General features: G+C 70.4%; 24 protein-coding genes. 15 read left to right on the top strand and 9 right to left on the bottom strand.

Features of this window, described 5'->3' with window-relative positions; translation table 11 throughout:
• Positions 1–88 precede the first annotated feature (88 nt).
• Both ACNI14_RS03535 and ACNI14_RS03530 read left to right on the top strand, forming a co-directional pair.
• Complete coding sequence (locus tag ACNI14_RS03535) at positions 89–1,357, top strand: MFS transporter (protein WP_420518586.1); 1,269 nt, start codon at positions 89–91, stop codon at positions 1,355–1,357.
• 70 nt (positions 1,358–1,427) lie between these two features.
• Positions 1,428–1,739 carry a Dabb family protein gene (locus ACNI14_RS03530; protein ID WP_420518585.1) on the top strand — a complete coding sequence of 104 codons (312 nt, stop codon included), beginning with the start codon at positions 1,428–1,430 and terminating at the stop codon, positions 1,737–1,739.
• 46 nt (positions 1,740–1,785) lie between these two features.
• On the opposite strand, the gene ACNI14_RS03525 is transcribed toward ACNI14_RS03530, so the two are convergent.
• Entirely contained in the window at positions 1,786–3,102 is a 1,317-nt protein-coding gene (locus ACNI14_RS03525; RefSeq protein ID WP_420518584.1) for a maltokinase N-terminal cap-like domain-containing protein, read from the bottom strand.
• Positions 3,099–4,793 carry a maltose alpha-D-glucosyltransferase gene (gene treS / locus ACNI14_RS03520; RefSeq protein ID WP_420518583.1) on the bottom strand — a complete coding sequence of 565 codons (1,695 nt, stop codon included), beginning with the start codon at positions 4,791–4,793 and terminating at the stop codon, positions 3,099–3,101. Before treS ends, ACNI14_RS03525 begins: the two co-directional genes overlap by 4 nt.
• A gap of 140 nt (positions 4,794–4,933) precedes the next feature.
• Here treS and ACNI14_RS03515 point away from each other — a divergent pair, with 140 nt between their 5' ends.
• From ACNI14_RS03515 to ACNI14_RS03475, 9 genes are all read left to right on the top strand, one after another.
• Positions 4,934–6,193 (top strand): 4Fe-4S dicluster domain-containing protein, encoded by a 1,260-nt coding sequence (locus ACNI14_RS03515; RefSeq protein WP_420518582.1) that lies wholly within the window; start codon positions 4,934–4,936, stop codon positions 6,191–6,193.
• Between the two features lie 14 nt (positions 6,194–6,207).
• Positions 6,208–7,080 (top strand): FAD/NAD(P)-binding protein, encoded by an 873-nt coding sequence (locus ACNI14_RS03510; protein WP_420518581.1) that lies wholly within the window; start codon positions 6,208–6,210, stop codon positions 7,078–7,080.
• A gap of 1 nt (position 7,081) precedes the next feature.
• On the top strand, positions 7,082–7,978 hold the full coding sequence (locus ACNI14_RS03505) for an NADH-quinone oxidoreductase subunit B family protein (protein ID WP_420518580.1): 897 nt from the start codon (positions 7,082–7,084) through the stop codon (positions 7,976–7,978).
• A complete protein-coding gene (locus tag ACNI14_RS03500) occupies positions 7,975–9,282 on the top strand; it encodes a Ni/Fe hydrogenase subunit alpha (protein ID WP_420518579.1) in 1,308 nt (435 codons plus the stop codon). The genes ACNI14_RS03505 and ACNI14_RS03500 overlap by 4 nt, the downstream gene beginning before the upstream one ends.
• Positions 9,279–9,794 carry a hydrogenase maturation protease gene (locus tag ACNI14_RS03495; protein WP_420518578.1) on the top strand — a complete coding sequence of 172 codons (516 nt, stop codon included), beginning with the start codon at positions 9,279–9,281 and terminating at the stop codon, positions 9,792–9,794. Before ACNI14_RS03500 ends, ACNI14_RS03495 begins: the two co-directional genes overlap by 4 nt.
• Entirely contained in the window at positions 9,785–10,078 is a 294-nt protein-coding gene (locus ACNI14_RS03490) for a HypC/HybG/HupF family hydrogenase formation chaperone (RefSeq protein WP_420518577.1), read from the top strand. The genes ACNI14_RS03495 and ACNI14_RS03490 overlap by 10 nt, the downstream gene beginning before the upstream one ends.
• Positions 10,075–10,998 carry an EamA family transporter gene (locus tag ACNI14_RS03485; RefSeq protein ID WP_420518576.1) on the top strand — a complete coding sequence of 308 codons (924 nt, stop codon included), beginning with the start codon at positions 10,075–10,077 and terminating at the stop codon, positions 10,996–10,998. Before ACNI14_RS03490 ends, ACNI14_RS03485 begins: the two co-directional genes overlap by 4 nt.
• A complete protein-coding gene (locus tag ACNI14_RS03480; RefSeq protein ID WP_420518575.1) occupies positions 10,995–11,795 on the top strand; it encodes a DUF6390 family protein in 801 nt (266 codons plus the stop codon). Before ACNI14_RS03485 ends, ACNI14_RS03480 begins: the two co-directional genes overlap by 4 nt.
• A 297-nt stretch (positions 11,796–12,092) precedes the next feature.
• Positions 12,093–13,214 (top strand): Ltp family lipoprotein, encoded by a 1,122-nt coding sequence (locus ACNI14_RS03475; protein WP_420518574.1) that lies wholly within the window; start codon positions 12,093–12,095, stop codon positions 13,212–13,214.
• On the opposite strand, the gene ACNI14_RS03470 is transcribed toward ACNI14_RS03475, so the two are convergent.
• Together ACNI14_RS03470 and ACNI14_RS03465 are read right to left on the bottom strand one after the other, a co-directional pair.
• Complete coding sequence (locus tag ACNI14_RS03470) at positions 13,211–16,252, bottom strand: AAA family ATPase (protein ID WP_420518573.1); 3,042 nt, start codon at positions 16,250–16,252, stop codon at positions 13,211–13,213. The two genes, ACNI14_RS03475 and ACNI14_RS03470, sit on opposite strands and share 4 nt — an antisense overlap.
• Entirely contained in the window at positions 16,249–17,436 is a 1,188-nt protein-coding gene (locus ACNI14_RS03465; protein WP_420518572.1) for an exonuclease SbcCD subunit D, read from the bottom strand. The genes ACNI14_RS03470 and ACNI14_RS03465 overlap by 4 nt, the downstream gene beginning before the upstream one ends.
• Before the next feature lie 256 nt (positions 17,437–17,692).
• Between ACNI14_RS03465 and ACNI14_RS03460 the strand changes: the two genes are divergently transcribed.
• Complete coding sequence (locus ACNI14_RS03460) at positions 17,693–18,664, top strand: sensor domain-containing diguanylate cyclase (protein WP_420518571.1); 972 nt, start codon at positions 17,693–17,695, stop codon at positions 18,662–18,664.
• Positions 18,665–18,674: 10 nt separating this feature from the next.
• Here ACNI14_RS03460 and ACNI14_RS03455 read toward each other — a convergent pair whose 3' ends face one another.
• The 3 genes from ACNI14_RS03455 to ACNI14_RS03445 form a co-directional block, all read right to left on the bottom strand.
• A complete protein-coding gene (locus ACNI14_RS03455; protein WP_420518570.1) occupies positions 18,675–19,340 on the bottom strand; it encodes a SecDF P1 head subdomain-containing protein in 666 nt (221 codons plus the stop codon).
• Positions 19,341–19,373: 33 nt separating this feature from the next.
• Positions 19,374–19,577, bottom strand: a complete 204-nt coding sequence (locus ACNI14_RS03450) for a hypothetical protein (protein ID WP_420518569.1) — start codon at positions 19,575–19,577, stop codon at positions 19,374–19,376.
• A 116-nt stretch (positions 19,578–19,693) separates the two neighbouring features.
• Positions 19,694–20,713 (bottom strand): aldo/keto reductase, encoded by a 1,020-nt coding sequence (locus ACNI14_RS03445; RefSeq protein ID WP_420518568.1) that lies wholly within the window; start codon positions 20,711–20,713, stop codon positions 19,694–19,696.
• 356 nt (positions 20,714–21,069) lie between these two features.
• On the opposite strand from ACNI14_RS03445, the gene ACNI14_RS03440 reads away from it, so the two are divergent.
• Positions 21,070–21,417, top strand: a complete 348-nt coding sequence (locus ACNI14_RS03440; RefSeq protein WP_420518567.1) for a hypothetical protein — start codon at positions 21,070–21,072, stop codon at positions 21,415–21,417.
• Between the two features lie 6 nt (positions 21,418–21,423).
• On the opposite strand, the gene ACNI14_RS03435 is transcribed toward ACNI14_RS03440, so the two are convergent.
• On the bottom strand, positions 21,424–22,758 hold the full coding sequence (locus ACNI14_RS03435) for an MFS transporter (RefSeq protein WP_420518566.1): 1,335 nt from the start codon (positions 22,756–22,758) through the stop codon (positions 21,424–21,426).
• A gap of 174 nt (positions 22,759–22,932) precedes the next feature.
• Between ACNI14_RS03435 and ACNI14_RS03430 the strand changes: the two genes are divergently transcribed.
• Together ACNI14_RS03430 and ACNI14_RS03425 are read left to right on the top strand one after the other, a co-directional pair.
• Complete coding sequence (locus ACNI14_RS03430; protein WP_420518565.1) at positions 22,933–23,385, top strand: hypothetical protein; 453 nt, start codon at positions 22,933–22,935, stop codon at positions 23,383–23,385.
• Positions 23,382–23,876, top strand: coding sequence for an aminoacyl-tRNA deacylase (locus tag ACNI14_RS03425; protein ID WP_420518564.1), 495 nt, complete (start codon positions 23,382–23,384; stop codon positions 23,874–23,876). Before ACNI14_RS03430 ends, ACNI14_RS03425 begins: the two co-directional genes overlap by 4 nt.
• 148 nt (positions 23,877–24,024) lie before the next feature.
• Here the strand turns inward: ACNI14_RS03425 and ACNI14_RS03420 are convergent, their stop codons facing one another.
• Entirely contained in the window at positions 24,025–24,594 is a 570-nt protein-coding gene (locus tag ACNI14_RS03420) for a dienelactone hydrolase family protein (RefSeq protein ID WP_420518563.1), read from the bottom strand.
• Between the last annotated feature and the right edge of the window lie 43 nt (positions 24,595–24,637).

Here is a 24,637-nt window from a genome sequence, read left to right as displayed (position 1 = left end):
ACCCGCGTGCCTGCCCGGGCTGACCTGAGCACCGGCACGCCGCCGACATAATGGATGCGTGGCGTCGCAACGGATCTTTCGCAAACTTGTGAGCGACGACGATGCCGACGCCGAAAGCCTGAGCCCGGAGGCCCGTCCCCATATCGCGGCCAACGGGGTCCGGCAGATGGCCGCCCAGGCCCTGCAGTCCGTGGGCGACCAGGTGGTCAACGCCAAGACGGTCCTGCCGTGGCTGGTGAGCGCGCTCGGCGCACCCAGCGCCTTCGTCGCCTTCCTGGTGCCCATTCGCGAGTCCGGCTCGATGCTTCCGCAGGCCGCCTGGGCTCCCAGGGTCCGCAGCCGGCGCGTGCGCAAGTGGGTGTGGGTCGCGGGCGCGACCGGCCAGGCCATCGCGACCGCGGGGCTTGCGCTCGTGGCGGCGACCGCATCGGGCACCGTCGCCGGAATTGGTGTGCTGGCCGCGCTCGCGGTGTTCGCGCTGGCCCGGTCGCTCAGCTCGATCGCGAGCAAGGACGTGCTGGGCCGCACCGTGCCCAAGGGGCAGCGAGGCCAGATCAAGGGGGCGACCACGGTCGCATCGGCCGCCGTGGCACTGACGCTCGGCCTGGCGCTGCGCGCTTGGGGCGGCGATGGCCTGGGAACGGGCGTGATCGCGGCGCTGCTCGGCGGTGCGGCGCTCGCGTGGGCGGGTGGGGCCGCCATCTTTGCGACCATCCGCGAGCCCGCCGGGGAGGCGACCCCGGTTGATGAGGACGGCCCGGGCTGGGTGCGTCAGTCGGTCGAGCTGTGGCGCGGGGACGCGGTGTTCCGGAAGTTCGTCATCGCGCGTGCGCTGCTGCTCGTGTCCGCACTCAGCCCGCCGTTCGTGGTGACGCTTGGCGTTCAGCAGGGGGCGGGACTGAGTTCTTTGGGCCTGTTCGTGATCGCGCAGGGCATCGCTGGGCTCGTGGGCGGTCGCGTGTTCGGACGGCTCGCGGACCGATCGTCGCGGCGGCTGATGATTGGGGCCTCGCTGGCGGCATCGGCCGTCATCGTGGCGTATCTGGGGCTGTTGCGCGTGCCCGGCCTGGGCGAGACCGCGTGGCTCGCGGCCGCGACCTATCTGCTGCTCGCGCTGGTCCACGTGGGCGCGCGCCTGGCCCGCAAGACCTACGTGGTGGATATCGCCGAGGGCGACCAGCGCACCCAGTACGTGGCGGTGGCCAACACGATGATGGGAGTGCTGCTGCTGGCCGTGGGCGCGGTCACCGCAGCGCTGGCGATGCTGGGCGGCGAGTTCGCGCTCGTGCTGCTCGCCGTGCTGGGCGTGGCCGGAGCGGTGGTGGGCCGGGGTCTGCCCGAGGCGGGGCGGACGTAAGGGGTCCTGCCGATCGCGTGCAGTAGCCCGCCACCCGGCAGCCGAAGTCCTCGCGTGCCAGGATCGATTCATGACACCCTCAGGCGGAATCGTCCATGTGGTCCTGACGCAGTGGCGCAGCGACACCCCCAGCGAGGCACTTGCCGAGTTGCCGGAGATGATCGAGCGCTTCCCGGCCGAGATACCCGGGGTGGTGAGTGTGGTCCACGGCGAGAGCGTCAGCCCCGAAGGGCTCGAGGCCGGATACGACTGGGGTCTGGTCGTGACCTTCGACAGGGCGGACGGCCTCGACGGCTACCTACCGCACCCGACACACCTTCCGGTGGCGGGGGTGATCGGCGAGTGGGCCGAGCGCCTGGTGGTGTTCGACCTCAGCGCCTAGGGCGCGAGCCCCGGCACCGTGGTTTCAATCCTCACAGCAGTCGGCCTCAAAGCAATCGATTGAGCGCGCCCAGCGGGATCTGCACCCAGTCCGGCCGGTAGTTCGACTCGTAGACCACCTCGTAGAGGGCCTTGTCGATCTCGTAGGCGTGGAGCAGCGCCACGGCCGTCTCCGTCTGCTCATACCCGTAGCCGCGCAGGAACGCGATGCGGTTGCGGCTCACCCAGTCGTTGATGTGCTCGGTGTCCTCGATGCCCGAGACGATCGCGACGGAGTGCGCCGCGTAGTCCAGCGACCTGAGTTGGCCTGCGACATCGCGAGCGACCGAATCCAGGCGGGTGCGCTCGAGGAGCGGCTGAGCGGGCTCGCCCTCGAAGTCGATGATCTTCCACCCGGAGGTGGTGCGCAGCGTCTGCCCCAAGTGGAAGTCGCCGTGCACGCGCTGCACCGGCACGGGGGTACCCGAGTCGATGGACGCATAGGCGTCACGGGCGCGGTCGGCGTAGTCGGCCACCGACGGCTGCATCGAGACGGCCGAGTCCAGGCGTGCGGTCAGGCGCTCAACAAGAGCGTGGACCTCGGACGGGCCCCAGCTGCCGGTGGGCAGCGTCTGGCGCATCTGCTCGTGCACCAGCGCCAGGGTCTCGCCCAAGCGCTCGCTCTCGCCCGCGAAGTCGCCGCCGGCCTCACGAGCCCGGACCGCATCGTCCTGAAGGGCGCGCACGCTGGTGCGTGCCGTGTCCCAGCCGTCGGTCGCGGAGCGCTGGAAGACGCCGATCATCGCGAGGTCGATGTCGCCCGCGCTGATCCAGCCTTCGAGAGGCGAGATCTCCTCCGAGCCCAGCTCGGTGAGTGCCGCCTGGATCTCAATGTCGGGATTGCGGCCGGGCGCGAGCTTGCGGAAGAACTTGATGAGGCTGTCGCCCACGATCACGGAGGTGTTGCTCTGCTCCGCGGACAGCAGCACGTTGTCCTCGTGGGACTCGAGGGCGAACCCGTCGATGCGCGAGTATTCGATGCCCGAAGGAGTATCGGCGCCCTCGGCGAAGCCCTGCAGCAGGATGCCGCGGGCCTCCGGGTCGTGCAGGGCGTCGTAGACATAGAAGACCTCGCCGTCGAGCGTCCCAGCGCCGATGAATCCGTACGACAGGTCCTCGCGAGGCGTCTGCCGGTAGGACAGCGGCACGTTGAACAGGGACCCGGCAGTCACGAGCTCGAAGCGGACTCCGAGCCCCTCAGAAGGGTCGCTCAGCCACTCGAGCTCGCGCACCTCGGTGATCGCGACCTCTTCTTGGCCCTGTCCGAACCAGCGCTGACGCGCCAGGTAGGCGCTGAGTTCCGGGCGTTCGATCCACTGACTCATGGCAGTGTTCCTTCCGTGAGAGCGGGCCGGCTGATCCGGAACCAGTAGAAGCCGTATCCGGCGAGGGTCAGCAGGTAGGGCAGGTCGCCGATGGCGGGGAACTCCACGCCACCGAGCATCTCCACCGGCTGCGAACCACTGAACTGATGCAGGTCGAGCTCGACCGGCTGCGGGAAGCGGGAGAGGTTGTTGACGCACAACATGACGTCGTCACCGTCCTCCCGCAAGTAGGACAGCACCGACGGGTTGGACCCGCCGAGGTCATAGAAGCTTCCTCGACCGAAGGCCGAGTGCTGGCGGCGCACGTGGATCATCCGGCGCGTCCAGTGCAGCAGCGAGGAGGTGCTCTCCTGCTGCGCCTCGACGTTGACCGACTGGTAGCCGAACACCGGGTCCATCACCGGCGGCAGCGCCAGCTTGCCCGGGTTCGCCTGCGAGAAGCCGGCGTTACGATCGGGCGTCCACTGCATCGGCGTGCGGACGCCGTCGCGGTCACCCAGCCAGATGTTGTCTCCCATTCCGATCTCGTCGCCGTAGTACAGCACCGGGGAGCCCGGCAGGCTGAGCAGCAGCGCGGAGAACAGCTCCATCTGGTTGGTGTCGTTGTCGAGCAGGGGAGCGAGCCGCCGCCGGATGCCGATGTTGGCCTTCATCCGCGGATCGGTGGCGTACTCCTTCCACATGTAGTCGCGGTCCTCGTCGGTCACCATCTCGAGCGTGAGTTCGTCGTGGTTGCGCAGGAAGATGCCCCACTGGCAGTGGTCGGGGATCTCCGGCGTCTGGTCGAGAATCTCGCTGATGGGGTAGCGCGACTCACGCCTGACCCCCATGAAGATGCGCGGCATGACGGGGAAGTGGAAGCACATGTGGCACTCGTCGCCGCCGACCTCCGGGTCGCCGAAGTAGTCGACCACGTCCGCCGGCCACTGGTTCGCCTCGGCCAGCAGCACGCGGCCCGGGAAGTTCGTGTCCACGTACTTGCGCACGGTCTTGAGGAACTCGTGGGTGCGGGCGAGGTTCTCGCCGTTGGTGCCCTCCTCCTCGTAGAGGTAGGGGACGGCGTCCAGGCGGAACCCGTCGACGCCGCGCTCGAGCCAGAACTTCAGCACGTCGAGCATCGCCTCGTGGACCGCAGGGTTCTCGAAGTTGAGGTCGGGCTGGTGGCTGTAGAAGCGGTGCCAGAAGTACTGCTGGCGCACCGGGTCCCACGTCCAGTTCGAGCTCTCGGTGTCGACGAAGATGATGCGGGCCTCGGAGTACGGCTCGTCGGTGTCGTTCCACACGTAGAAGTCGCCGTACGGGCCGTCCGGGTCGCTGCGCGAGGCCTGGAACCAGGGGTGCTGGTCCGAGGTGTGGTTCATGACCACGTCGATGATCACGCGGATGCCGCGCGAGTGCGCCTCGTCCAGGAAGGCCTGGAAGTCGTCGATGGTCCCGATGTCCTCCGCGACGGCGGTGTAGTCCGCGACGTCGTAGCCGCCGTCCTTCAGGGGCGAGGGGAAGAACGGGGGGAGCCACAGGCAGTCCACCCCGAGCCACTCGAGGTAGTCGAGCTTCTCCGTGAGCCCCTTGAGGTCGCCGACCCCGTCCCCCGACGAGTCGCGGAAGGACCGGATGAGCACCTCGTAGAACACCGCCGATTTGAACCAGTCGACGTCCGTGTGGTCTATGCCCTGCTCGACATCAGTCATGTACCCAACCTATGCAATGGATTGGCAAAGAGCCAGGTGGGTGTGCGAGGTCGGGTGCGCCCGGACCGTTCCGCGCCGTCGGGACCAACGTCCCTAGCGCGCTGGCGCCCGCGGACTAGCGTCGCAAGTGGAGGCGTGTCATGGATGACATCCGGATACTCGCTGTGTCGGGACTCGACGCCCTCATCGCAGAGCTACGGTCTCGCGGCTACCGGGTGATGGGTCCCACTCTCCGGGACGATGCGATCGTCACCGGCGAGATTCGCTCGGCCTTCGACCTTCCGCGCGGCATTGGCGACGAGCAGGAACCGGCCCGCTATCGCGTGCGTCAGCGAGAGGACGGCGCCTTCTTCGGCTTCGCCGCTCCCGCCCAGTCGTCCAAGCCCGTGTTCTTCCCGGCGGAAGAGGTGCTGTGGCGCGGCCGCCGCGATCGCGCTGCCACCTCGAACCACGGCACCTCGAACCACGGCACCTCGAACCACGGCAGCGCGAACAGCGACCCCGGGTTCACCGTCGAGCGCGACCACCTCGATGCCCAGCCCACCGCGCTGCTGGGCGTCCGCTCGTGCGACCTGCGCGCCGTCCAGATTCACGACGCGGTGCTCGCGGGCCGCACCCACATCGACGCTCACTACGTCGCCCGCCGCGAGGGCACGTTCGTGGTCGCCGTCGCGTGCGGAGTTCCCGCCGCCACGTGCTTCTGCGCCTCGATGGGGACCGGGCCCCGCCCGGCCGATGCCGACCCCGGCACCGGCGAGCCGTCGTACGACCTCCTGCTCACCGAGGTCGCCGCCAGCAACCAGGACCGGCACCACTTCGTGCTCGAGATCGGCACCGACGCCGGACGCGACGTCGCCCGGGCGATCGAGACCTTCCCGGCGGACTTCGACGACCAGCACGAGGCGCTGGCGGTGACCGCCCACGCCGCGTCCCTGCAGACGCGAAGCATCGACACCGCGACCGTCCACGACGACCTGCGTGCATCGGCGGAGTCCTCGCGCTGGGAAGACGTGGCCTCGCGGTGTCTGTCCTGCACCAACTGCACCCTCGTGTGCCCCACGTGCTTCTGCACCACCGTCGAGGACGTCTCCGACCTCACCGGTGATGCGGCCGAGCGCCACCGCGTGTGGGACTCGTGCTTCTCCGAGGACTTCACCTACATCCACGGCGGCCCCACCCGCGAGTCCGTCAAGGCCCGCTACCGCCAGTGGATCACCCACAAGCTGTCCTCATGGGAGGACCAGTTCGGCATGCTCGGCTGCGTGGGCTGCGGCCGCTGCATCACCTGGTGCCCCGCGGGCATCGACATCACCGAGGAGGCGGCGGCCCTGGGCCGCATGCGCGCTGACAGCCTCGCTCCCACCGGGGGCGCTGTGCCAGCGGCGAGTCGCCGCGTGTAGGGGGAGGAGCAGCGATGACCAGCATGGGCACCATCGCCGATGCGGTGGCTCGCACGGGTCGCGCCGACCCGATGATCCCGCGCCGCTTCGCGATCACCCGCGTGCGCCAGGACACCCGCGACACCTTCACGCTGCTGCTCGAGCCCGTGGACGGCGGCGATGAGATGACCTTCCGCGCCGGCCAGTTCACGATGCTGCATGCGTTCGGGGTGGGGGAGGTGCCCATCTCGATCTCGGGCGACCCGCGCCACCCCGCGCCGCTCGAGCACACCATCCGCAACGTGGGCGCGGTCACCCGCGCGCTCGTGAACGCTTCTCCCGGCACGGAGATCGGCGTGCGCGGCCCCTTCGGGACCTCGTGGGATGCCGCCGATGCGATCGGCCACGACGTCGTCTTCGTCACCGGCGGCATCGGGCTGGCACCGCTGCGCCCCGCGATCCTGGGCGTGCTCGCGGAGCGCGACCGCTACGGCAAGGTGCTGCTGCTGTACGGCTCGCGCACCCCCGACGACATCCTCTACGGCGACCAGATGCGCCGGTGGCAGGACCTCGACGGCGTCAACGTGCAGATGACCGTCGACAACGCCCCCCATGGATATCGCGGCCGCGTGGGGTTTGTGACCGAGCTGATTGGTCGCGCCGGCTTCGACCCCCGCCGCGCATACGCGTTCGTGTGTGGGCCCGAGCCGATGATGCGCTCCGCAGCGACCGCGCTCGTGGGGCGCGGCGTGAGCCCCGCTCAGGTGCGGCTGTCCATGGAGCGGTCCATGAAGTGCGGCATCGGACTCTGCGGGCACTGCCAGATGCGCGAGCTGTTCGTGTGCGTCGACGGGCCCGTGCTCGACTACGCGCGCCTCGAGCCGCTCATGGACGTGAGGGAGCTGTGACATGACTGAGCACCCAGTGCCAGCATCGGCCGAGCCCGCCACCGGAACTGAGCCGACCGTCGCATCGGCTGTCGCACCCGAGCCGGCCGCCGGAACTGAGCCAGCCCCCGCATCGGCCGCGCGCCCCAAGCTCGCCGTCTGGAAGTTCGCCAGCTGCGACGGCTGTCAACTGAGCCTGCTCAACTGCGAGGACGAGCTGCTCTCGATCGCCGGTGCGGTGCACATCGCCTACTTCCCGGAGGCCACCCGAGCCGTGGTCGAGGGGCCATACGACCTGTCGCTCGTGGAGGGCTCGATCACCACGCCCGAAGACATGCGCCGCATCCACGAGATCCGCGCGCAGTCCGGCACCCTCGTCACGATCGGCGCGTGCGCCACCGCCGGCGGCATCCAAGCGCTGCGCAACTGGGCGGACGTGGACGAGTTCCGCTCGATCGTCTACGCGCACCCCGAATACCTGTCCACGCTCGACACCTCGACGCCCATCGCGAGCCACGTCGATGTCGACTACGAGCTGCGCGGCTGCCCCGTGGACAAGCGCCAACTCATCGAGGTGCTCGCGGCGTTCCTCAACGGCCGCAAGCCCCGCATCCCCAGCTACTCGGTGTGCGTCGAGTGCAAGCGCAAGGGCAACATCTGCGTGCCCGTCGCGAACGGCACGCCGTGCCTGGGTCCCGTCACGCAGGCCGGCTGCGGTGCGCTGTGCCCCTCGTACGGGCGCGGCTGCTACGGCTGCTTCGGCCCGCAGGACACCCCGAACACGTCCTCGCTGACCACGCAGCTTGTCGAGCTGGGGATGTCCGACGCAGACATCGTCCGCGTCTACCGCACCTTCAATGCGGGCGCACCGGAGTTCGAGGCGGCCGGCAACGCGGTCGAGGCGGGAGGTGCACGGTGACGCACACGCTCAAGGACGGCGGCCAGGTCCTCAACGTCGGCATGCTCGCGCGCGTCGAGGGCGAAGGCGGCATGCACATCGAGATCAAGGACCGCAAGGTCGTCGACGTGCGGCTCAACATCTTCGAGCCGCCGCGGTTCTACGAGGCGTTCCTGCGCGGCCGTCACTTCACGGAGCCACCGGACATCACGGCGCGCATCTGCGGCATCTGCCCGGTCGCCTACCAGAGCGCGTCCACCGAGGCGATGGAGGTGATCTGCGGCGTCCAGACCACGCCCGAGATCCAGGCCATGCGCCGGCTGCTGTACTGCGGCGAGTGGATCGAGTCCCATGCGCTGCACATCTTCATGCTTCACGCGCCCGACTTCCTGGGCTACGACTCAGTGCTGGAGATGGCCGAGACCCACGGCGACGTGGTGCAGATGGCGCTGCGCCTGAAGAAGTGCGGCAACGACCTCATGGACATGGTGGGAGGGCGCGCGATCCACCCGGTGAACGTGCGGGTGGGCGGCTTCTACCGGATGCCGGCGCGCGCCGACCTCCTATCGCTGCGGCCCGACCTCGAGCGGGGACTCGAGGACGCGCTGGCCGCGGTCGAGCTGGTGTCCACGTTCGACTTCCCCGACATGCAGCAGGACTACACCTACGTGTCGCTGCGCCACCCCGACTACTACCCGCTCGAGCGGGGCGCGGAGGTGGTGGCGTCCACGGGGGCGCGGTTCCCGGTCGCAGAGATGCCCCGGCACGTCGAGGAGTTCCACGTCGCGCACTCGAACGCGTTGCACGCGAGGTTCGACGGCGAACCGTTCTTCGTGGGACCCCTCGCCCGTTACACCCTCAACTTCGACCAGCTCAGCCCGCGCTGCCAAGACGCCGCGCTCGCGGCGGGCCTCACCGAGACGTGCAGGAACCCGTTCAAGTCGATCATCGTGCGCTGTGTCGAGCTGGCCTACGCCTTCGAGGAGGCGCTGCGCATCATCGACCAGTGGCGCGACGGGTACGCGCCATCCGTGCCCGTCGCGCCACGTGCGGGCGAGGGGGTGGGCGCCTCCGAGGCTCCCCGCGGCACCATCTGGCACCGCTACCGCACCGACGAGGCAGGTGTCATCGAGGACGCGCAGATCGTGCCGCCCACGTCTCAGAATCAGTCCAGCATCGAGATGGACCTGCGCACCGCCGCCGAGCAGTGGGTGGACCTCGACGATCACGCCCTCACGCATCGCTGCGAGGCGGCCATCCGCAACTACGACCCGTGCATCTCATGCGCCACGCACTTTCTGGACCTCCGGGTGACGCGGTCATGAGCACGCCGGGCGTGGTGGTGGTCGGTCCGCTGGTCGTGGTCGGCCTGGGCTCGCCCGACCGGGGAGACGATGCCGTGGGCGGAGCCGTCGCGACGCTGGTGTCGGAGCGGCTCGGCGCCCAGGTGCGCGTGGTGACTCGCGAGGATCCCACCGCGCTGGTGCAGCTGTGGGACGGCTGCCGGGAGGCGATCGTGATCGACGCCGTGGTCTCGGCCCACACTCCGGGGACCGTGCAAGTGATTGAGGCGGGAGCCGACGACCCGCCGCTGCCCACCGACGCGTTCGCCGCCAGTGGCCGCGGCGGCACCCATGCGTTCGGACTCGCGGGCGCGGTCGAGCTCTCGCGCAGGTTGGGGACGCTGCCTCCCCGAGTCGTGATCGTCGGCGTCGAGGCGGCCACCTTCGCCTACGGACCCATGTCCCCACAAGTCAGCGCGAGCATCACCGCCGCGGCAGCCGCCGTGGAGGTCGAACTCGCCCGAGAAGGAATCGAGGCCACGACATGTGCTTAGGAACCATCGCGAGGGTCATCGAGGTGCACCGGGACGGCCGTGCCGTCGTCGACGTGGATGGCGCTCGCCAAGAGGTGCTCGAGATGACGCTCTCCGACGACGACATCGAGCCAGGCGACTGGGTGGTCATCAACTCGGGCTTCGCTCTCGAGAGGCTCACCGAGGAGCAGGCCCTGGAGGCGCTGCGGATCCGCGCCGCTGACGAGACCACGGGGGAAGCCCGGCCCGCGCAGGAGGGCCAGCCCGGGCCGGAGGCGCCACCCGTGCAGGAGGCCGAGTCATGACTTCCACCCGCACGCGCGGCCTCGCGCTCGCAGCGGTCACCGCGACCATTTCCGGTGTCGCGATCTACGTGAATACCAATGGCGTGGCCGCGTACGGAGACGCGACCGCCTACACCACCGCCAAGAACTCCGCGTCGGCCCTCGTGATCGCGTTGGTCTTCGTGTTGGCTCGCCGCGCCAAGGGCGCCGGCTCCGTCTCCCTCACCCGCCCGTCGCGACCCGGGCACTGGTGGGGTCTGATCGTGGTCGCGGTGCTCGGAGGGGCAGTGCCGTTCGTGCTGTTCTTTGAGGGGCTCGCGAGCACCGCGTCCACCCAGGCGGCGTTCCTGCACAAGACCCTGATCGTGTGGGTCGCGGTGCTGGCCGTCGTGCTGCTCAAGGAGAGGCTCACGTGGTGGCACGGTGCGGCGATCGCGCTCCTGGTGCTCGCTCAGTTCGGCCTCTCCGGCGACGTGCGCATCGCGGCGGACATGGGGACGGCGCTGATCGCCGCCGCCACGCTGATGTGGGCGGCCGAGGTGGCCATCACCAAGCGGCTCCTGCGCGACGCGACGCCGTGGACGCTGTCGCTGACACGCATGGCGGGTGGCTCCGTCGCGTTGCTCGCATGGTCCGCGCTGACGGGCTCGCTGAGCGCCGTGGTCCCTGCGACTGCCGCGCAGTGGGGATGGGTCGCGGTCACCGGAGTGCTGCTCGCGGGTTACGTGCTGACGTGGCACCAGGCGCTCGCGAGGGCGCAGGCCGTGGACGTCACGGCGGTCCTGGTGCTGGGCGCGCTCGTGACGGCGGCGCTCGCCGGGGCCTTCGACGCGGTGCCGATCGCGGCTCAGGCGCCATGGCTCGCGATGATCGCCGCTGGCGGGCTGCTGGTGTGGCTCGCTCCCCAGCTGTCCCCGCGCGGAAGGCGAGCCGTGACGTGACCCAGACCGCGCATCGGCCGGATGCCGCGCCTGCCCAGGCGGACGGCGCGCTCCTGTTCGGCCGGTACGCGTTCCCGCCCAACGAGCGCGGCTACTGCGGGCCCGACCGGGCGCAGGAGTTGCTCGAGCGGGTGAGCGAAGGAGCCTCAGGCGGCGCGCTCGCGGAGGTGGCGCGCGGCTTCGAGGGCGCGTGGCCCTACCTCGAGCACATCGGCCAGTGCCTGGGGCGCGCGCCGCTCGACGCCGCGGTGGTGACCACGTACTGGCTGGGCGGCCCCGCCTTGGCCCGATGCGGGGGCGCGGCCTTCGCGCGATCGCTCGAGGAGCGGTTCCGGCGCCGGCTCAGCCGCGAGGAGTTCGAGCGACTCGAGGACGGCGTGCGCAACGGGGGGACCCCCCACCACAGCTTCCACGTCTTCGGCGTGTACCCGTGGGTGGGGCTGCTGCGCGGCGGGATGACCGACGCTCCGCTCCTCGTACTGGACCGTTGTCGCATCCGGTGGGGGCGGGTGGTGTCGATTGACGGCGAGACCGCCGTGGTGCGCAGCCGTCACCTCGAATGGGACGGACGGCGGCTGCACCTGGGGCCCCGCACCCTCGACACGGCGCGGCTGCGGCGCGGCGGGCATGCGCTCAGCAGGCCGGTCGAGCCCGGCGACTGGGTGTCGCTGCACTGGGACTGGGTGTGCGACCGGCTCACGCCCCAAGAGATGTCGTGGCTGGTGCAGTCCACTTCCATCGAGCTCGAGGCCGTGAGTTCCTGTCGATACTCCGCGCCGGCGACTGTCCTGTCCTGAGCGCCGGTGCTGGCGGTGATCACCATGACCGCAGTGCTGGTGTGCGAGGCGCGGGTGTGGCGTCGCCGTACTGTCACACCGCAAACGGCGGCGGTTGTTGTACGTCGATAAAACCCTATTCCTGCGCGTCCGTCGATACCGGCGGATAGCGGCCTCGGCAGGGGAAAAGGGTGCACATAAAACGCGTTCGTGACAATGTCACACGAGGTCACTAGCCTGGTTGCGAGCGCGACCGAACAATGCGGTTCGGTCGGCCCGGTGCGGACCGGGTTCGCTGTGTGAGGGAGTCGACGAACAATGACAGAGAATGCCCCTGCAGGCTGGTACGCACAGCCCGACGGAAGTCAGCGCTATTGGGACGGTTCGGAGTGGACCCCGCACATTGTGCCAGCGGGGACGCCGCAACCCGAGGCGGCACCAGGTGATGGAAATCCCGACGTGCCGGTGTCGGATTCCACGGCCACTGACGATCGGCCGCTGTGGAAGAAGAAGCGCCTCATCATCCCGGTCGCCGCAGTCGCCGCGCTGATCGGCATCAGCGCCCTGGGCACGGCAATGGGCGGCGGCGGCGCGACCGACGATGTGGCCGCCAGCCCGTCGCCGTCGGCCACCGTCGAGGAGGTTGTCGCCGAGCCGACCGAGTCGCCGGCGCCCACGACGCTGACGATGCCGGACGTGGTCGGCACCAATCTGCAGGACGCCCAGGACTCTCTGCAGGCGCTGGGCTCCTACTTCCTCGACCAGGAGGACGCGTCAGGGGAGGACCGGACGCAGATCGTCGACTCGAACTGGCGAGTGTGCACTCAGGAACCCGTCGCGGGAACAGAGATCCCCATCGAGGCCACCGTGATCCTTGCCTCGGTGAAGGAGGATGAGCCGTGTCCAGGGGACGAGCCCGAGGATACGACCAGGGCTGACGAGCAGGAGGAGCAGGACGAGCCCGCGGAGCGGGACGAGCCCGATGAGCCCGCCGATGAAGGTCCGACGGAGACCGCGGGGCAGCGCAACGCTCGCCAGTCGGCCGAGTCGTATCTCGCCTTCTCGGCCTTCTCCCGTTCCGGTCTGATGGATCAACTGGACTACGAGGGGTACGACGCGGCCGACGCCGAGTACGCCGTCGATGCCGTCGGCGCCGACTGGAACGAGCAGGCCGTCAAGAGCGCGGAGTCGTACCTCGACTTCTCGGCGTTCTCGCACTCCGGCCTGATCGACCAGCTCGAGTACGAGGGGTTCACCACCGCGCAGGCGACCCACGGTGCGGATTCGGTGGACGCCGACTGGAACGAGCAGGCGGTCAAGTCCGCGGAGTCGTACCTCGACTTCTCGTCGTTCTCCCGCTCGGGACTCATCGATCAACTCGTGTATGAGGGCTTCAGCCGCGAGCAGGCGACGTATGCCGTAGACGAGGTTGGACTCTAGGGGACCACTGGCGCAGCGCCCCCGGGCCGCGTCACCACGCGGCTCGACCCGTCCGCGAGCCTCTCGACCTCGAGTTTGGCCGGGATCTGCTCCTTCATCGCCTCGACGTGGGAGATCAGCCCGATCGTGCGCCCGCCCGACCTCAGCTCGTCCAGCGTCGACATCGCGTCCTCCAGGGTGTCGGCGTCGAGCGAGCCAAAGCCCTCGTCGATGAACAGCGTGCTCAGCCGGATGCCGCCGGCCTCGGCGGTGACCGTCTCCGCGAGCCCCAGCGCGAGCGCGAGCGACGCGAGGAAGGTCTCGCCCCCCGAGAGCGAGTGAGTGGAGCGTGACTGGCCCGTGTGGGAATCGGCGATCTTGAGCCCCAGGCCCGCCTGCGTGTTGCGGAACTGCTTGTCGTCGTCGTGCTCCAACCGGTACTGGCCGCTCGACATCACCTGCAGCCGCGCGTTCGCCGCCGCCACGATCCGCTCGAGCTTGGAGGCCAGCACGAACGACTCGAGCCGGATCCGGCGCGCGTTCGGCGGGTTGCCCTCGAGGCTGTCCGCCAGCGTCAGCGCCACGTCCCGAGCCTCTCGGGCCTGCAGAGAGGACTCCGCCCGCTGGGCGTACTCGGCACGCAAGGCAGCGAACCTCTCGCTGCGCGACACGGCGGCGGTCTCGGCAGCCACCGCGGCGTCCCGCGCCTCCGACGTGTCGGCGGCCGATGCGGTCAGCACCTCGAGATCCGTCGTCAGCTCCGGTAGGCCCTCGCCGCCCAGGTTCTTGACGACGGCGCGCGCCCCCGCCAGCTCCGTGTCGTGGTCGGCGACGGCCGTGGTCAGTGCCGCGAACTCCGTCTCCGGCAGCAGCGCGTCGCGCGCCTCCGGGGCGGTCTCGAAGCCCGACTCCTCGAGGGCCTCGGCCAGAGACTGCTGGGCCTGCGCTGAGGCGGCCTGCGCATCGGCCAGCGTTCCGACGGCCGATGCGACCGCCGCCACCAGCTCCTTCGCTCGCTCCAGGTCGCGCGCCCGGGCGCCCACCGACTCGTACTCGGCCCGGCTCTTCGTGACGGACTCTTGCGCTGATTCGACTGCGGCGACGGCCTGGGTGCGTGTCGACTGCGCCGCCTCCAGTGCCGCCGTCTTGGAGGCGAGCGACTCGTCGAGCACCTCCTTGCGCTCGTCGAGTCCCGCCAGCTCCTCGTCGAGCCGCGCCCGCTCGTCGACGGCCGCCCGCGCCGCCTCCAGCTGGGCCAGCGCCGCCTCGACCTTCGCGGTGGCCGCATCCGCGTCCTCGTCGCCGGCCTTCGCACGCACGGCCGCCAGGTTCGACTCCACCCCGGCCACCGCATCCTTGGCGCCCTTGAGCGCGTCTCCGGCCTCGGTCTCCGTGGCGCGCGCCGCGTCGACCTCGTCGTCCGTGACGTGATCCTCGGACGGCTCGGCGGGGGAGGGATGCTCCGTCGCCCCGCACACCGCGCACGGCTCTCCGTCGGTGAGCGCGGCGGCCAGATGCGCGGCCTGCGACCTCAGCCGCCGCTGCACCAGGTCGTTGTAGGCCTCCGTCGCGGCCGCGTGGGCGGCGAGCGCGGCGTCGCGTTCCTTCACGGCGGCCTCGAGCTCGGACGCCAGCTCGACGGCCCGCTCGTGAGCCTCGGCCGACTCCTCGGCGCGCAGGTGCGCCTGCTCCAGGTCCTCCACGCGCGCCGCTGTGGTGGCCGCCTCGTCACGCTTCGCGCGCAGCTCGCGCGCCAACTCGGGCAGCGCGTCGATCTCTTGTTTGACCTCATCTCGCGCCTCGACCGCAGCAGCCACCGCGAGCTCGGCTGCCTCGGCCTCTTCGCGCAGGCGCGGGAGCGCCAACTCCTGTTCGAGCGCCTTCGCCAGCGCGCCGGTCTCTGCCGACAGATCGTTCACGCGAGCCGTCAGCGCCTCCTCCGAGGCCTCCGCCAGCGCACTGAGTCCATCCAACGCGTCCCGTCCGCCCGGCCACGCGACCTCCGCGACCGCCGCGGACTGCGCCCCCTCGACCGCGGCCTTGCGCCCGTCCTCGGCCCTCTCCAGCTCCGCTGTCGCGCGCTCCGCGGCACGCATGGGCGCGGCGACCGGCTTGGCGCGCGTCGCCTGGTCGAGCCGCGCGCGATCCGCCTCGTGCTCGTCGGCCCGCGCCTCGAGCGCCGCCACGGTCGCGCGCGCCTGCGCCAGCCGCTCGTGCTTGTCCGCAGCCTCCTTGGCGGCAACGAGGGCCTGCGCCGCGGCATCGGCCGCCTCGCCGGCCTTGGCCCGCGCGCCCGACGCGGCCGCTGCCAACTCAGCCAGCGCATCGGCCGTCGTGGAAAGCCACCGGTCGCGCTCGGCCAGGCCCGGCGCCTCCGCTCCTTCCTCTGACGCGGAGCCGGCCTCCGCCGCGGCCCGCGCCACCAGATCCGCCAGGCCGGCATCGGCCGTCTCGACCTCCCGCGAACGCTCCTTGGCGAGATCGCGCACGTGCCGCTCCAGCGCGGCGAAGCGACCGGTGCCGAACAGCGACCGCAGCACCTCGCGCCGCTCGTCCGGCTTGGACTCCAGGAACTTCTGGAACCGCCCCTGCGCGAGCAGGATCACCTGCAGGAACTGATCCGCGGTGAGGCCCAGGATGTCCGTGATGAGATGACCGGCCTCGACCGGGCGCACGGCCAGCGCCTCCCAGTCGCCGTCGCGCTCGACCCACAGCGTGGCCTCGGCCTTCTGAGTCGTGAGGCCCTCGCCCCGACGCTTGGGCCGCTGGAACTCGGGCGAGCGTCGCACGCGATACCGCTGGCCGCCCGATTCGAACTCGAGCGTCACCACCGTGGGATCCGCGTCCGTGCAGTGGTCGCTGCGCACGGACCTCGAGGCGCCCTCGTAGCGCGGCACCTTGTCGTACAGGGCGAACACGATCGCGTCCAGGATGGTGCTCTTGCCCGCGCCGGTCTTGCCGGTGATGACGAAGATGTCGTCGTCGAACTCCGCGAAGTCGATGGTCTGTCGCCGCAGGTACGGGCCAAAACCCTCGATCTCGAGGTTGAGGACCTTCATCGGGTGGCCTCCCGAGCATCGATCGCGTCCAGGGCCTGATTGATCAGCGACTGCTCCGCCTCGGTGGGGCCCGCGCCGTTGCGCACGTAGGCGAGGAACTCCTCGAGCACCTCCGCGTCGCTCTTGCCCTCCACGCGCTCCGCGTACTGCTGCTGGCCCGCGTCGTGGCGGTTGGCGGGCCGGTGCGCGAGCGTGACCGCGTGCGGGTAGCGCTCCTGGAGCGTGCGCATCGCGTCGCGCGGCAACTGATCGTCCGTGAGCACCACCTCGACCCACGCGTCCGTGGCGTGGGGGTGGGCGCCGGGCGCCGTCAGCTCCGCGAGCGCGCCCTCGAGCCGCACCGCCTCTCGCGGAGTGGGCAGCTCGAGCCACTCGGTGTTCTCGACGCCGTCCGCGCCCAGGTCGACCAGCCACATGCCCTTGGCGCTCGACCGCTCGCCAAAGCTGAATCGCAGGGGAGCGCCGCTGTAGCGGACGGTGTCGGTCAGCGTCTGGCGCGAGTGGATGTGCCCCAACGCGGTGTACGCGGGACCGTCAAAGGTGGCGGCGTCCACGAGGTTGAGCCCGCCGCGCGTGATGTCGCGCTCCTCCGCGCGGCCGGTGTCCTCGGTGGTCTCCGGCGGGGCCGTCCCCGCGGCCGATGCGGCAAAGCAGTGGGCGGCGACCACGTACCTGGGTGCGGTTCTGGCAAGCGCATCGGCCCGGATCGCGTTCATCGCGAAGGCGAGGGCGTCCTGGTGAGTGGAGCCGGTGAAGTCCGCGTGCGCGCCGCGCATGAACTCCGGGTGCAGGTACGGGATCCCGTAGACGAGCACCTCGCCGTGCTCGTCGGCGACAGCCACCGGCGTGGCGAGGTCGGTGTGATCGGCCTTGATGTGAACGCCGCCGGCGCTCGCGAAGGCCGCGTTGTGCGCGAGCCGCGCGGGCCCGTCGTGGTTGCCCGAGGTGAGGATCACCTGGGCGCCGTTGTCCCGAATCGCCCCGAGCGCATCGGCCAGGAGCGTGAAGGCGTCCGCCTTGGGGGTCGAGCTGTCGAAGATGTCCCCGGCGACGATGACGGCGTCGACGCCGTGCTCCGCCACCGCATCGGCGATGGCGGCGAGCACGGTGTGCAAGTGGTCGTCCGTGCTGTGCCCGTGGAAGGTGCGGCCAATGTGCCAGTCGCTGGTGTGGAGGAGGCGCATGGCCCGAGGTTAACCGGCGTCGGTGACAGGGCCGCATTCGGGTGTGAACCTGGTCACTGCCCACGCTTGCGCGACTGCGGCCACCCAGATTCCGAGCCGAACTGTCCACGGCTAGCGAGATCGAGGAGCCATACTGCAGAGATCACCACTCTCGGCGGCAACCGCCGCCGGGAGAGACCGCCCGCTGGAAGACCGGGGGCGCTTCACACCCCATAGGGGAGTGGCGTCATCAATCGAGACGTGAACTATGCCCCCCTTGCTGCCCGCAGACTCGAATGCGCCCGGTGGGGCGCCCGGAGCGGACGACCCTCACCCCATCGCGCAGCTGGGCATCACGGGTGCCGAGCTGGAGTCGTCCCTGACCCGGCGCGTCGACTGGCAACAGTTGGTCGGGGCGCTGCCTCACCTCGTGTGGGTCGCCCGGCCCGATGGCTATCACGAGTACTTCAACCAGCAGTGGTTCGACTACACCGGGCTGACGCTTGCCGAGAGTCTCGGAGATGGCTGGAATCCGCCATTCCACCCCGACGAGCGCCCCTTGGCCCGCCGGTTGTGGGACGAGGCCACCCTGACCGGCGAGCCGTACGAGATCGAGTACCGGCTGCGTCGCCACGACGGTGTCTACCGCTGGATGCTCGGCCGAGCCGTGCCGCTGCGAGACGAATCGGGCACGCTCCTGAAGTGGTTCGGGACCTGCACCGACATCGAGGAGCTGAAGGTCGCGCTCGACGATGCCGCAGAACTGCGCCACGAACTGGAGCGACGGGCTACTCGCGACTCGCTCACCGGCTTGGCCAACCGGGAACTTCTCTTCGAGCAGATGGAGCACAAGCTCAGCCAGCGGCGGCGCACCGGCATGGCCGTGGTCTACATGGACCTCGATTGGTTCAAGGAGATCAACGACCGGCTCGGTCACAGCGCCGGCGATCGGCTCCTCGCGTTCATCGGTGAACGCCTGCGTGACACGGTGCGTCAGGGCGACATCGCCGCACGGATCGGCGGCGACGAGTTCGTGGTCGTCGGCGAGGCTCAAGACCACGAGGAGGCCGAGCGCTTCGCCCAACGCGTGGTCGAGGGGGTGCGCGGCCGTCTCAGCGTCAGTGGCGAGAGTGTCGAGGTGGCCGCCAGCGTGGGCGTCACCTACGTCGACGCAGCGGACACGCGGAGCGCCGACACGGTGCTGGCGCATGCCGATGCCCGCATGTACGAGGAGAAGCGTCGGCGCTGACGGGCCGGCGTCAGCCGAGCGCCTCCGCGAGCTCTCGAATGTGCTCGTCGCCGATGATGGTGACCTCGCCGTTGTCGATCACGGACTTGACGGTGGTCGCGGAGATCACCAGGCCATCCAGGAGGATGGCGATCCGGTTTCCCGGCGCCGGGCTCGCCACTGCGGCCCCGGTCAGGTCCGCCATCGCTGCGGTGCCCGCCTCGGTGAGGGTGATGTTCAGCGAGTCGCCGGATCCGTCGTCCTCGACCAGCTCTGAGCCGCTGATGTGCGAGCCGTCGAGCGCGGTGGGGCCGAGCAGGAACACCTCGGAGCTGTGGGTCGAGCACGCGGCCGCGGCGTCGGTGCTCGAGACGGGGTCGGCGGCGCAGTCGCCGACGGTGAACCACTCGGCCGCCTCGACCGTGTCAGGGGACTCGTCGAGTCCCAGGTCCGCGAGCATGTCGCCAAGTTCGATGTCGTCCTTGCGCAGCGGGTCGCTCGTATCAGCCACCGGGGCGGCGAGGGCCACCGCGCGGATCTCGACGGTCGATCTTGCCGCAGCGCTCGGCTCGGCTGCGGCGCTCGACCCGGCTGTGGTGGCGACCGCGCCGCCCTCCTCCGCCCCACACGCGGCGATGAGGGTCGCTGCGGTGATGGCCAGTGCGGCCGTGGCGGCGCGCGAGGCGAAAGGAGTCATGAGGCCCACCGTGTCACAGGCGAGCGGCAGGCGTCACGAGTCGCGCAGTGCAGCGTCGCGAGACTTCAATGTGTCGACCTCCGCACGAAGCGCCTTCACCTCCGCACTGCGCCTGCGCGAACGCCTCACCAGCAGCACGATCGCCACCGCGATGGCGGCGAAGATGGCCAGGGTGACGACCGTCCAGGCGACGTCGTACGTGGCCGGCAGCAGCGGGTCGGGCACGTCGGCGAGCATGGTCACAAAGTAGCGCCGCGGTGCCGTGCACGCCAGAGCTCACCCGCGCATCGGCCGACTGACCCCCTCGCCCTGAGGTTGGTTGCTTGGCGAACTCCCGTGGGGGACGACAGCCGTCAGTCGAGCGGACGGCTCCGCTGCTCGATGCCGGCGGCTCCGTACGGCCAGTCGGCGGGCTCGGGGTCACTCGCGGCGTCGAGCAGGGCGAGGTCCTCGTGCGGCAGCTCCAGGTCCACCGCGTCGAGGTTCGACTCGAGCTGCTCGGTGGTGCGGCAGCCGAGGATGATCGAGCTGACCGCGGGGCGGGAGTCCAGCCACGCGAGCGACACCTGGGCCGCGGTGCGGCCGTGCCGCGCGGCGACCTCGGAGACCACATCCAGCACTCGCCACGTGCGCTCGTTCCGGGCGCGCTTCGCGTAGGCCTCGACCCCGCGCTCCGGGTCCTCGCCGAGCCGCGTCGCGCCGGTGGGCGCCGCGTCCTTGGAGTACTTGCCCGCCAGCCAGCCGCCACCGAGCGGCGACCAGGGGAGCAGCCCCAGACCGTTCGCCTGGGACGCGGGCACGATCTCCCACTCGACCTCGCGAGCCAGCAGGTTGTACTGCGGCTGCATCGACACCAGCGGGAACCGGCCGCGGGCGAGCGTCGCGGCCTGCGCGATCTGCCAGCCGAGGAAGTTGGACAGGCCCACGTAGGAGACCTTGCCGGAGTCGACGGCGTACTCGAGGAATCCCAGCGTCTCCTCGAGCGGAGTGACGGGGTCCCAGGAATGCACCTGGTACAGGTCCAGGTGGTCGACTCCCAAGCGCGCGAGCGAGGCGTCGAGTGCGCGGCGCAGGTGGCGGCGGGACAGGCCGGCCTCGCGTGCGGGTACGCCCACCGGGAACCGGCCCTTGCTGGCGAGGAACATGGCGTCGGTGGTGTCGCTGCCGCGGCCGGCCAGCCACCGCCCCACGATCTCCTCGGAGGCACCCGCGCTGTAGACGTCCGCCGTCTCGATCACGGTGCCGCCCCGCTCGGCATACATGTCGAGCTGTGCGTGGCTGACCTCTTCCGAGGACTCTGTCCCGAAGGTCATCGTGCCGAGCGAGTAGGTGGACACTGCGGCTCCTGAGCCGCCCAGCTGACGGTACTTCACGTGTGGTTCTCCTTGAGCGACGGGTTGTGCCCACCATCGTCGCACTTCGCGCGCTGGCGAGGCGCGTCACGAGCGATCATTCCTCGTCCAGAGCCCCTCACCGACGCTCGCCCATAGCCCCGCATCGAGTGGCCGAAGCGGCCCGCAGCAAGAGGAGGAAAAGTTCGGTTCGTCACGGTTGTGTTGCAGGGGGCACGCAGCGCGAGCGGAATAGGCCCCGAGGTGGAAGAGTTGCCCTAGATGGCAGGAATTGCACACCTACTTTGAGGGACACCGTGACAGTGACACACCCATCTGTCATGACCTTGGAGCCGGTGACCGAAGGCCGCCATCCGGTCCGTGTCACCGCCCCCTCGGTGATGACACCCCGCCCGGGCTCCAGCACGCCCGACGCTGGGCCGCGCTCCACCGACGGCTCGCACGCCGTCATCGACCACTCGAGTGTGGTCGAACGGCGCACGCGCCTGGCGATCAGCCTCGGCTCGGTGGCACTGCGCACCCTCGCCGTCGGCGGGATGCTCCTCATTGCGTACCTGGCCGTCACCCAGGGCTGGATCCCTGCGGCGACCGAGTCCGTGGTCGGGTGGTACTCCGCGAACATCGCGCCCTACCTCGCCATCGACCCCGTGGTGATGCAGCTGCCGGAGGATCACGGCACGCTGTTCGGCAATGCGACCACCCCGTCGTTCGTGGTGACCGACTAGGAGCGACTAGGTCCGTGACCGCCTGGACCGCCGGGCGAGCGCGCGCGTGGCGTCCGGCGCCACCGCCACGATCAGCACCAGCGCGGCCGCGGACATCACCGCCGAGGCGAGCGGCAGCCACTGCGCTCCCCACCACGCCAGCATCCCGGCGCCCAGCACGGATCCCACGGCATTGCCCGCGTTGAACGTGCTCGCCTGAGCGCCCACCCCGATATCGCTGGACCACGGCGTGTGGCGCAGGGCCCAGTTGAGCATCGCGGCCACCAGCAGCGACCACGCGAGCCCTTGCAGCAGCACCATCAGGATCGCGATGGGCTTGTGCTGCCCGAGCGTCGCGAGACCCAGCCACATCACCAGCAGGCCCACCTCGCCGAGCGCCACGGCCCGGACCGGCCACCGGTCCAGGAACCTGCCGGTCAGCCACATCGACACGACGCCCGTGGCGCCCGCGAGGGCCAGCAGCACGGGGACGGTCGACTCGGCGAACCCCGACACCTCAACGAAGAACGGCGTGATGTAGGTCCACGTGGTCGCCATCGAGCCGGTGGTCAGCAGCACCACCGCGAGCACGCGGATGAACCGCCGCAGCGACGGCACGTCCCCCCGTGCGACAGAGCCCTCCTCCGTGCGGAAGCTCGGCATCAGCACCGCGACCGTCGCCGCCAGCACGAGACCGCCGATCCCGACGATCATGAACGGCACGCGCCAGTCCGTCTGCTGCGCGAGCCACGTCGACATGGGCAGCCCGATCACGCCCGCGCCGGTCGCCCCCAGCATCAGCCGCGTCACCGACCGGCCCCGCACGTGCGGCGCGAACATGCCGGCCGCGGCGGGCGTCACGACGGCCCAGAACAGCGCGTGTCCCATCGCCGTGATGACGCGCCCGCCCAGCACCTGTGCGAACGAATCCGCGGTGGCCATGACCAGCGCCCCCGCGGACCAGAACGTCAGCGTCGCGACGATCAGCGGGCGCCGCGGCAGGCGCGTGGTGAGCAGCGCGAGCGGCACGGTCGACACCATCGCCACCACGGCGAACACGGTGGTGACCAGGCCGATCTCTGACTCCGTGCGGTTCAGGTCGGCCGCCATGAGGCGGATGAGCCCCAGCGGCGCGATCTCGTTCGTGACGATCAGGAAGGCCGATGCGGCCAAGGCGACGAGCGCGGCCATCGACCGCCTCGATGAGGCGGGCGGAGTCCACGGCTTGGTCGCGGGGGCCTGGTCTGGGCCCGCTCCCTCTGGCAACAGGGCCGATGCGCTCGTTCCGGGAGTCGGCACCGCGTAGCCGTGCGGGGGCTCGGTTGAGCCGTCGCGCGGTTCGGGGATCGCGTCGTCGCGCATCGGCCGGTCTCCATCGTCGTCGGGGTGAAGGTTGTTTCCCTCAACATATTGTGCAGTGTCCGGGCCGTCGCGGAAGACCACCGCTCCTCATCCGATCCCGGCCCCCGCATCGGCTAGCGTGGAAAGCGACAGGTGAGCCGCGCATCGGCCGCCCGACGATCCCAAGGAGAGCGCATGTTCCCAGGCATCACCGAAGAGTCCTGCGCGCTGGCGTGGTCGATCATCGAACCCGCGGTCAGGAGCGCGCATCAGATCGGCGAGACGAACGGTTTTCGCGGCACCCTGATGGTCCTCGACCCCGTGAATCCGGACCCCGACGCGCCGCTGTTCGTCGCGCACGCGGGAGAGCCGGACCCGGAGTTCCTGCGCAACGTCGAGGGCAAGGTGGCGGTGACGATCCGGACCGGGATGGACAGCTCGCGCGTGCGCCAGGACTTTCCCCACCTGTACCGGGAGGGCGACATCAAGTACCCCGGCGCGATCATCCGCGAGGGGCTCATCGTGTCGTTCAGCGGGGTCCAGGGTCACTTCGACGAGATGATCTGCGAGTGGATGGTGGCGACGCTGCGGGCCGTCGCGCGCGAGAGGTTCGCCGCCGCGGACGAGGCGGACGGGGCGTACCTGTGACCGACGTTCCCGACACTCCCGCGACCAGGGCCCTTGCCACATCGGGCATCGAGCACGAGGTCACCGCGCACGGGCCCGTGCGGTCCCTCGAGGAGGCGGCTCAGGCGCGCGGGCTCGAGCCGCGTCAGATCCTGAAGACGCTCGTGGTGCGACGCGGCGAGGACGACTACCTGTTCGTGCTGGTGCCCGGCGACCGCCAGATCTCGTGGCCCAAGCTGCGGGAGCACCTGGGGGTGTCGCGGCTGTCGATGCCGGACAAGGACACGGCGCGGGACGTCACCGGCTACGAGCGCGGCACCATCACGCCGTTCGGGTCCGCGCTGTCGCCGGCCGGGACCCCCTGGCCCGTGATCGCCGATGCCCTGATCGTCTCGCGCGAGGGGCCCGTGTCCGTCGGCGCCGGAGCGCATGGGGTCGCGGCGTCGGTGCACCCGGCGCAGCTGGTCGAGGTGCTGGGCGCGAGCGTCGCGGACGTGACCGAGCCGGTCTGACTCGTCCCGACGAGACGTTGCTGAGCCTGCTTGGCGACACTGAGCGCCCTCCAGGATGCGCGGGCGGCTCAGATCCGACGCTGGCTGCCCACTGGGGCGCTCAGGCGGGGTACGGGCAGGCGGGAGTTTCGGAAGTGGCGGGGTGCGGTCAGGCGTCCAGGCGGGCGAGCCACGCGCCCAGCCGGTCCTCGAACGCGTCCGCCGCGTCCGCGTCGTAGTCGCGAGTCGAGGGGTCCACGAACATGTGGCGGCGGCCGGGGTAGCGGTAGACCTCCGCGCCAGGCACCTCGCGCTCGAGGGCGCCCACCTCTTCGGCGGTGCACCAGTCGTCCGGGTCGGCCACGTGGATCTGCAGCGCGACGTTCGGGCGCCACGAGGAGCCGTGCATGTCGGCTGACGTCGCGCCGCCCATCAGCGCGCACGCACGTATGCGCCGCCGGTGCTGTGCGAGGTGCTGGGCCGGGCCCGTGCCCATCGAGAAGCCGATCACCACGTCCGCCGAGGGGTTCAGCCGCGCGGACCTCGCCGCCACCTCGAGCACCGCGTCGTGCCCGATCCGCTCCGCGAATGCGATGCCGTCGTCCACGCTGTCGAAGGTGCGCCCTTCGAAGGCGTCGGGGGTGTGGACCGTGTGGCCGTCCGCGCGCAGGCGGTCTGCCAGCGCGGTCAGGCCCTTGGTGAGGCCGTGCGCGTGGTGGAACATCAGGATCTCCGCCATGCCTCCAGTCTGTACCCCTGGCCACATCCTCGCTGGGTGGGCG

The organism is Demequina pilifera, from assembly GCF_048814985.1.
Taxonomy (GTDB): domain Bacteria; phylum Actinomycetota; class Actinomycetes; order Actinomycetales; family Demequinaceae; genus Demequina.
This window is presented reverse-complemented; position numbering and strand designations above follow the sequence as displayed.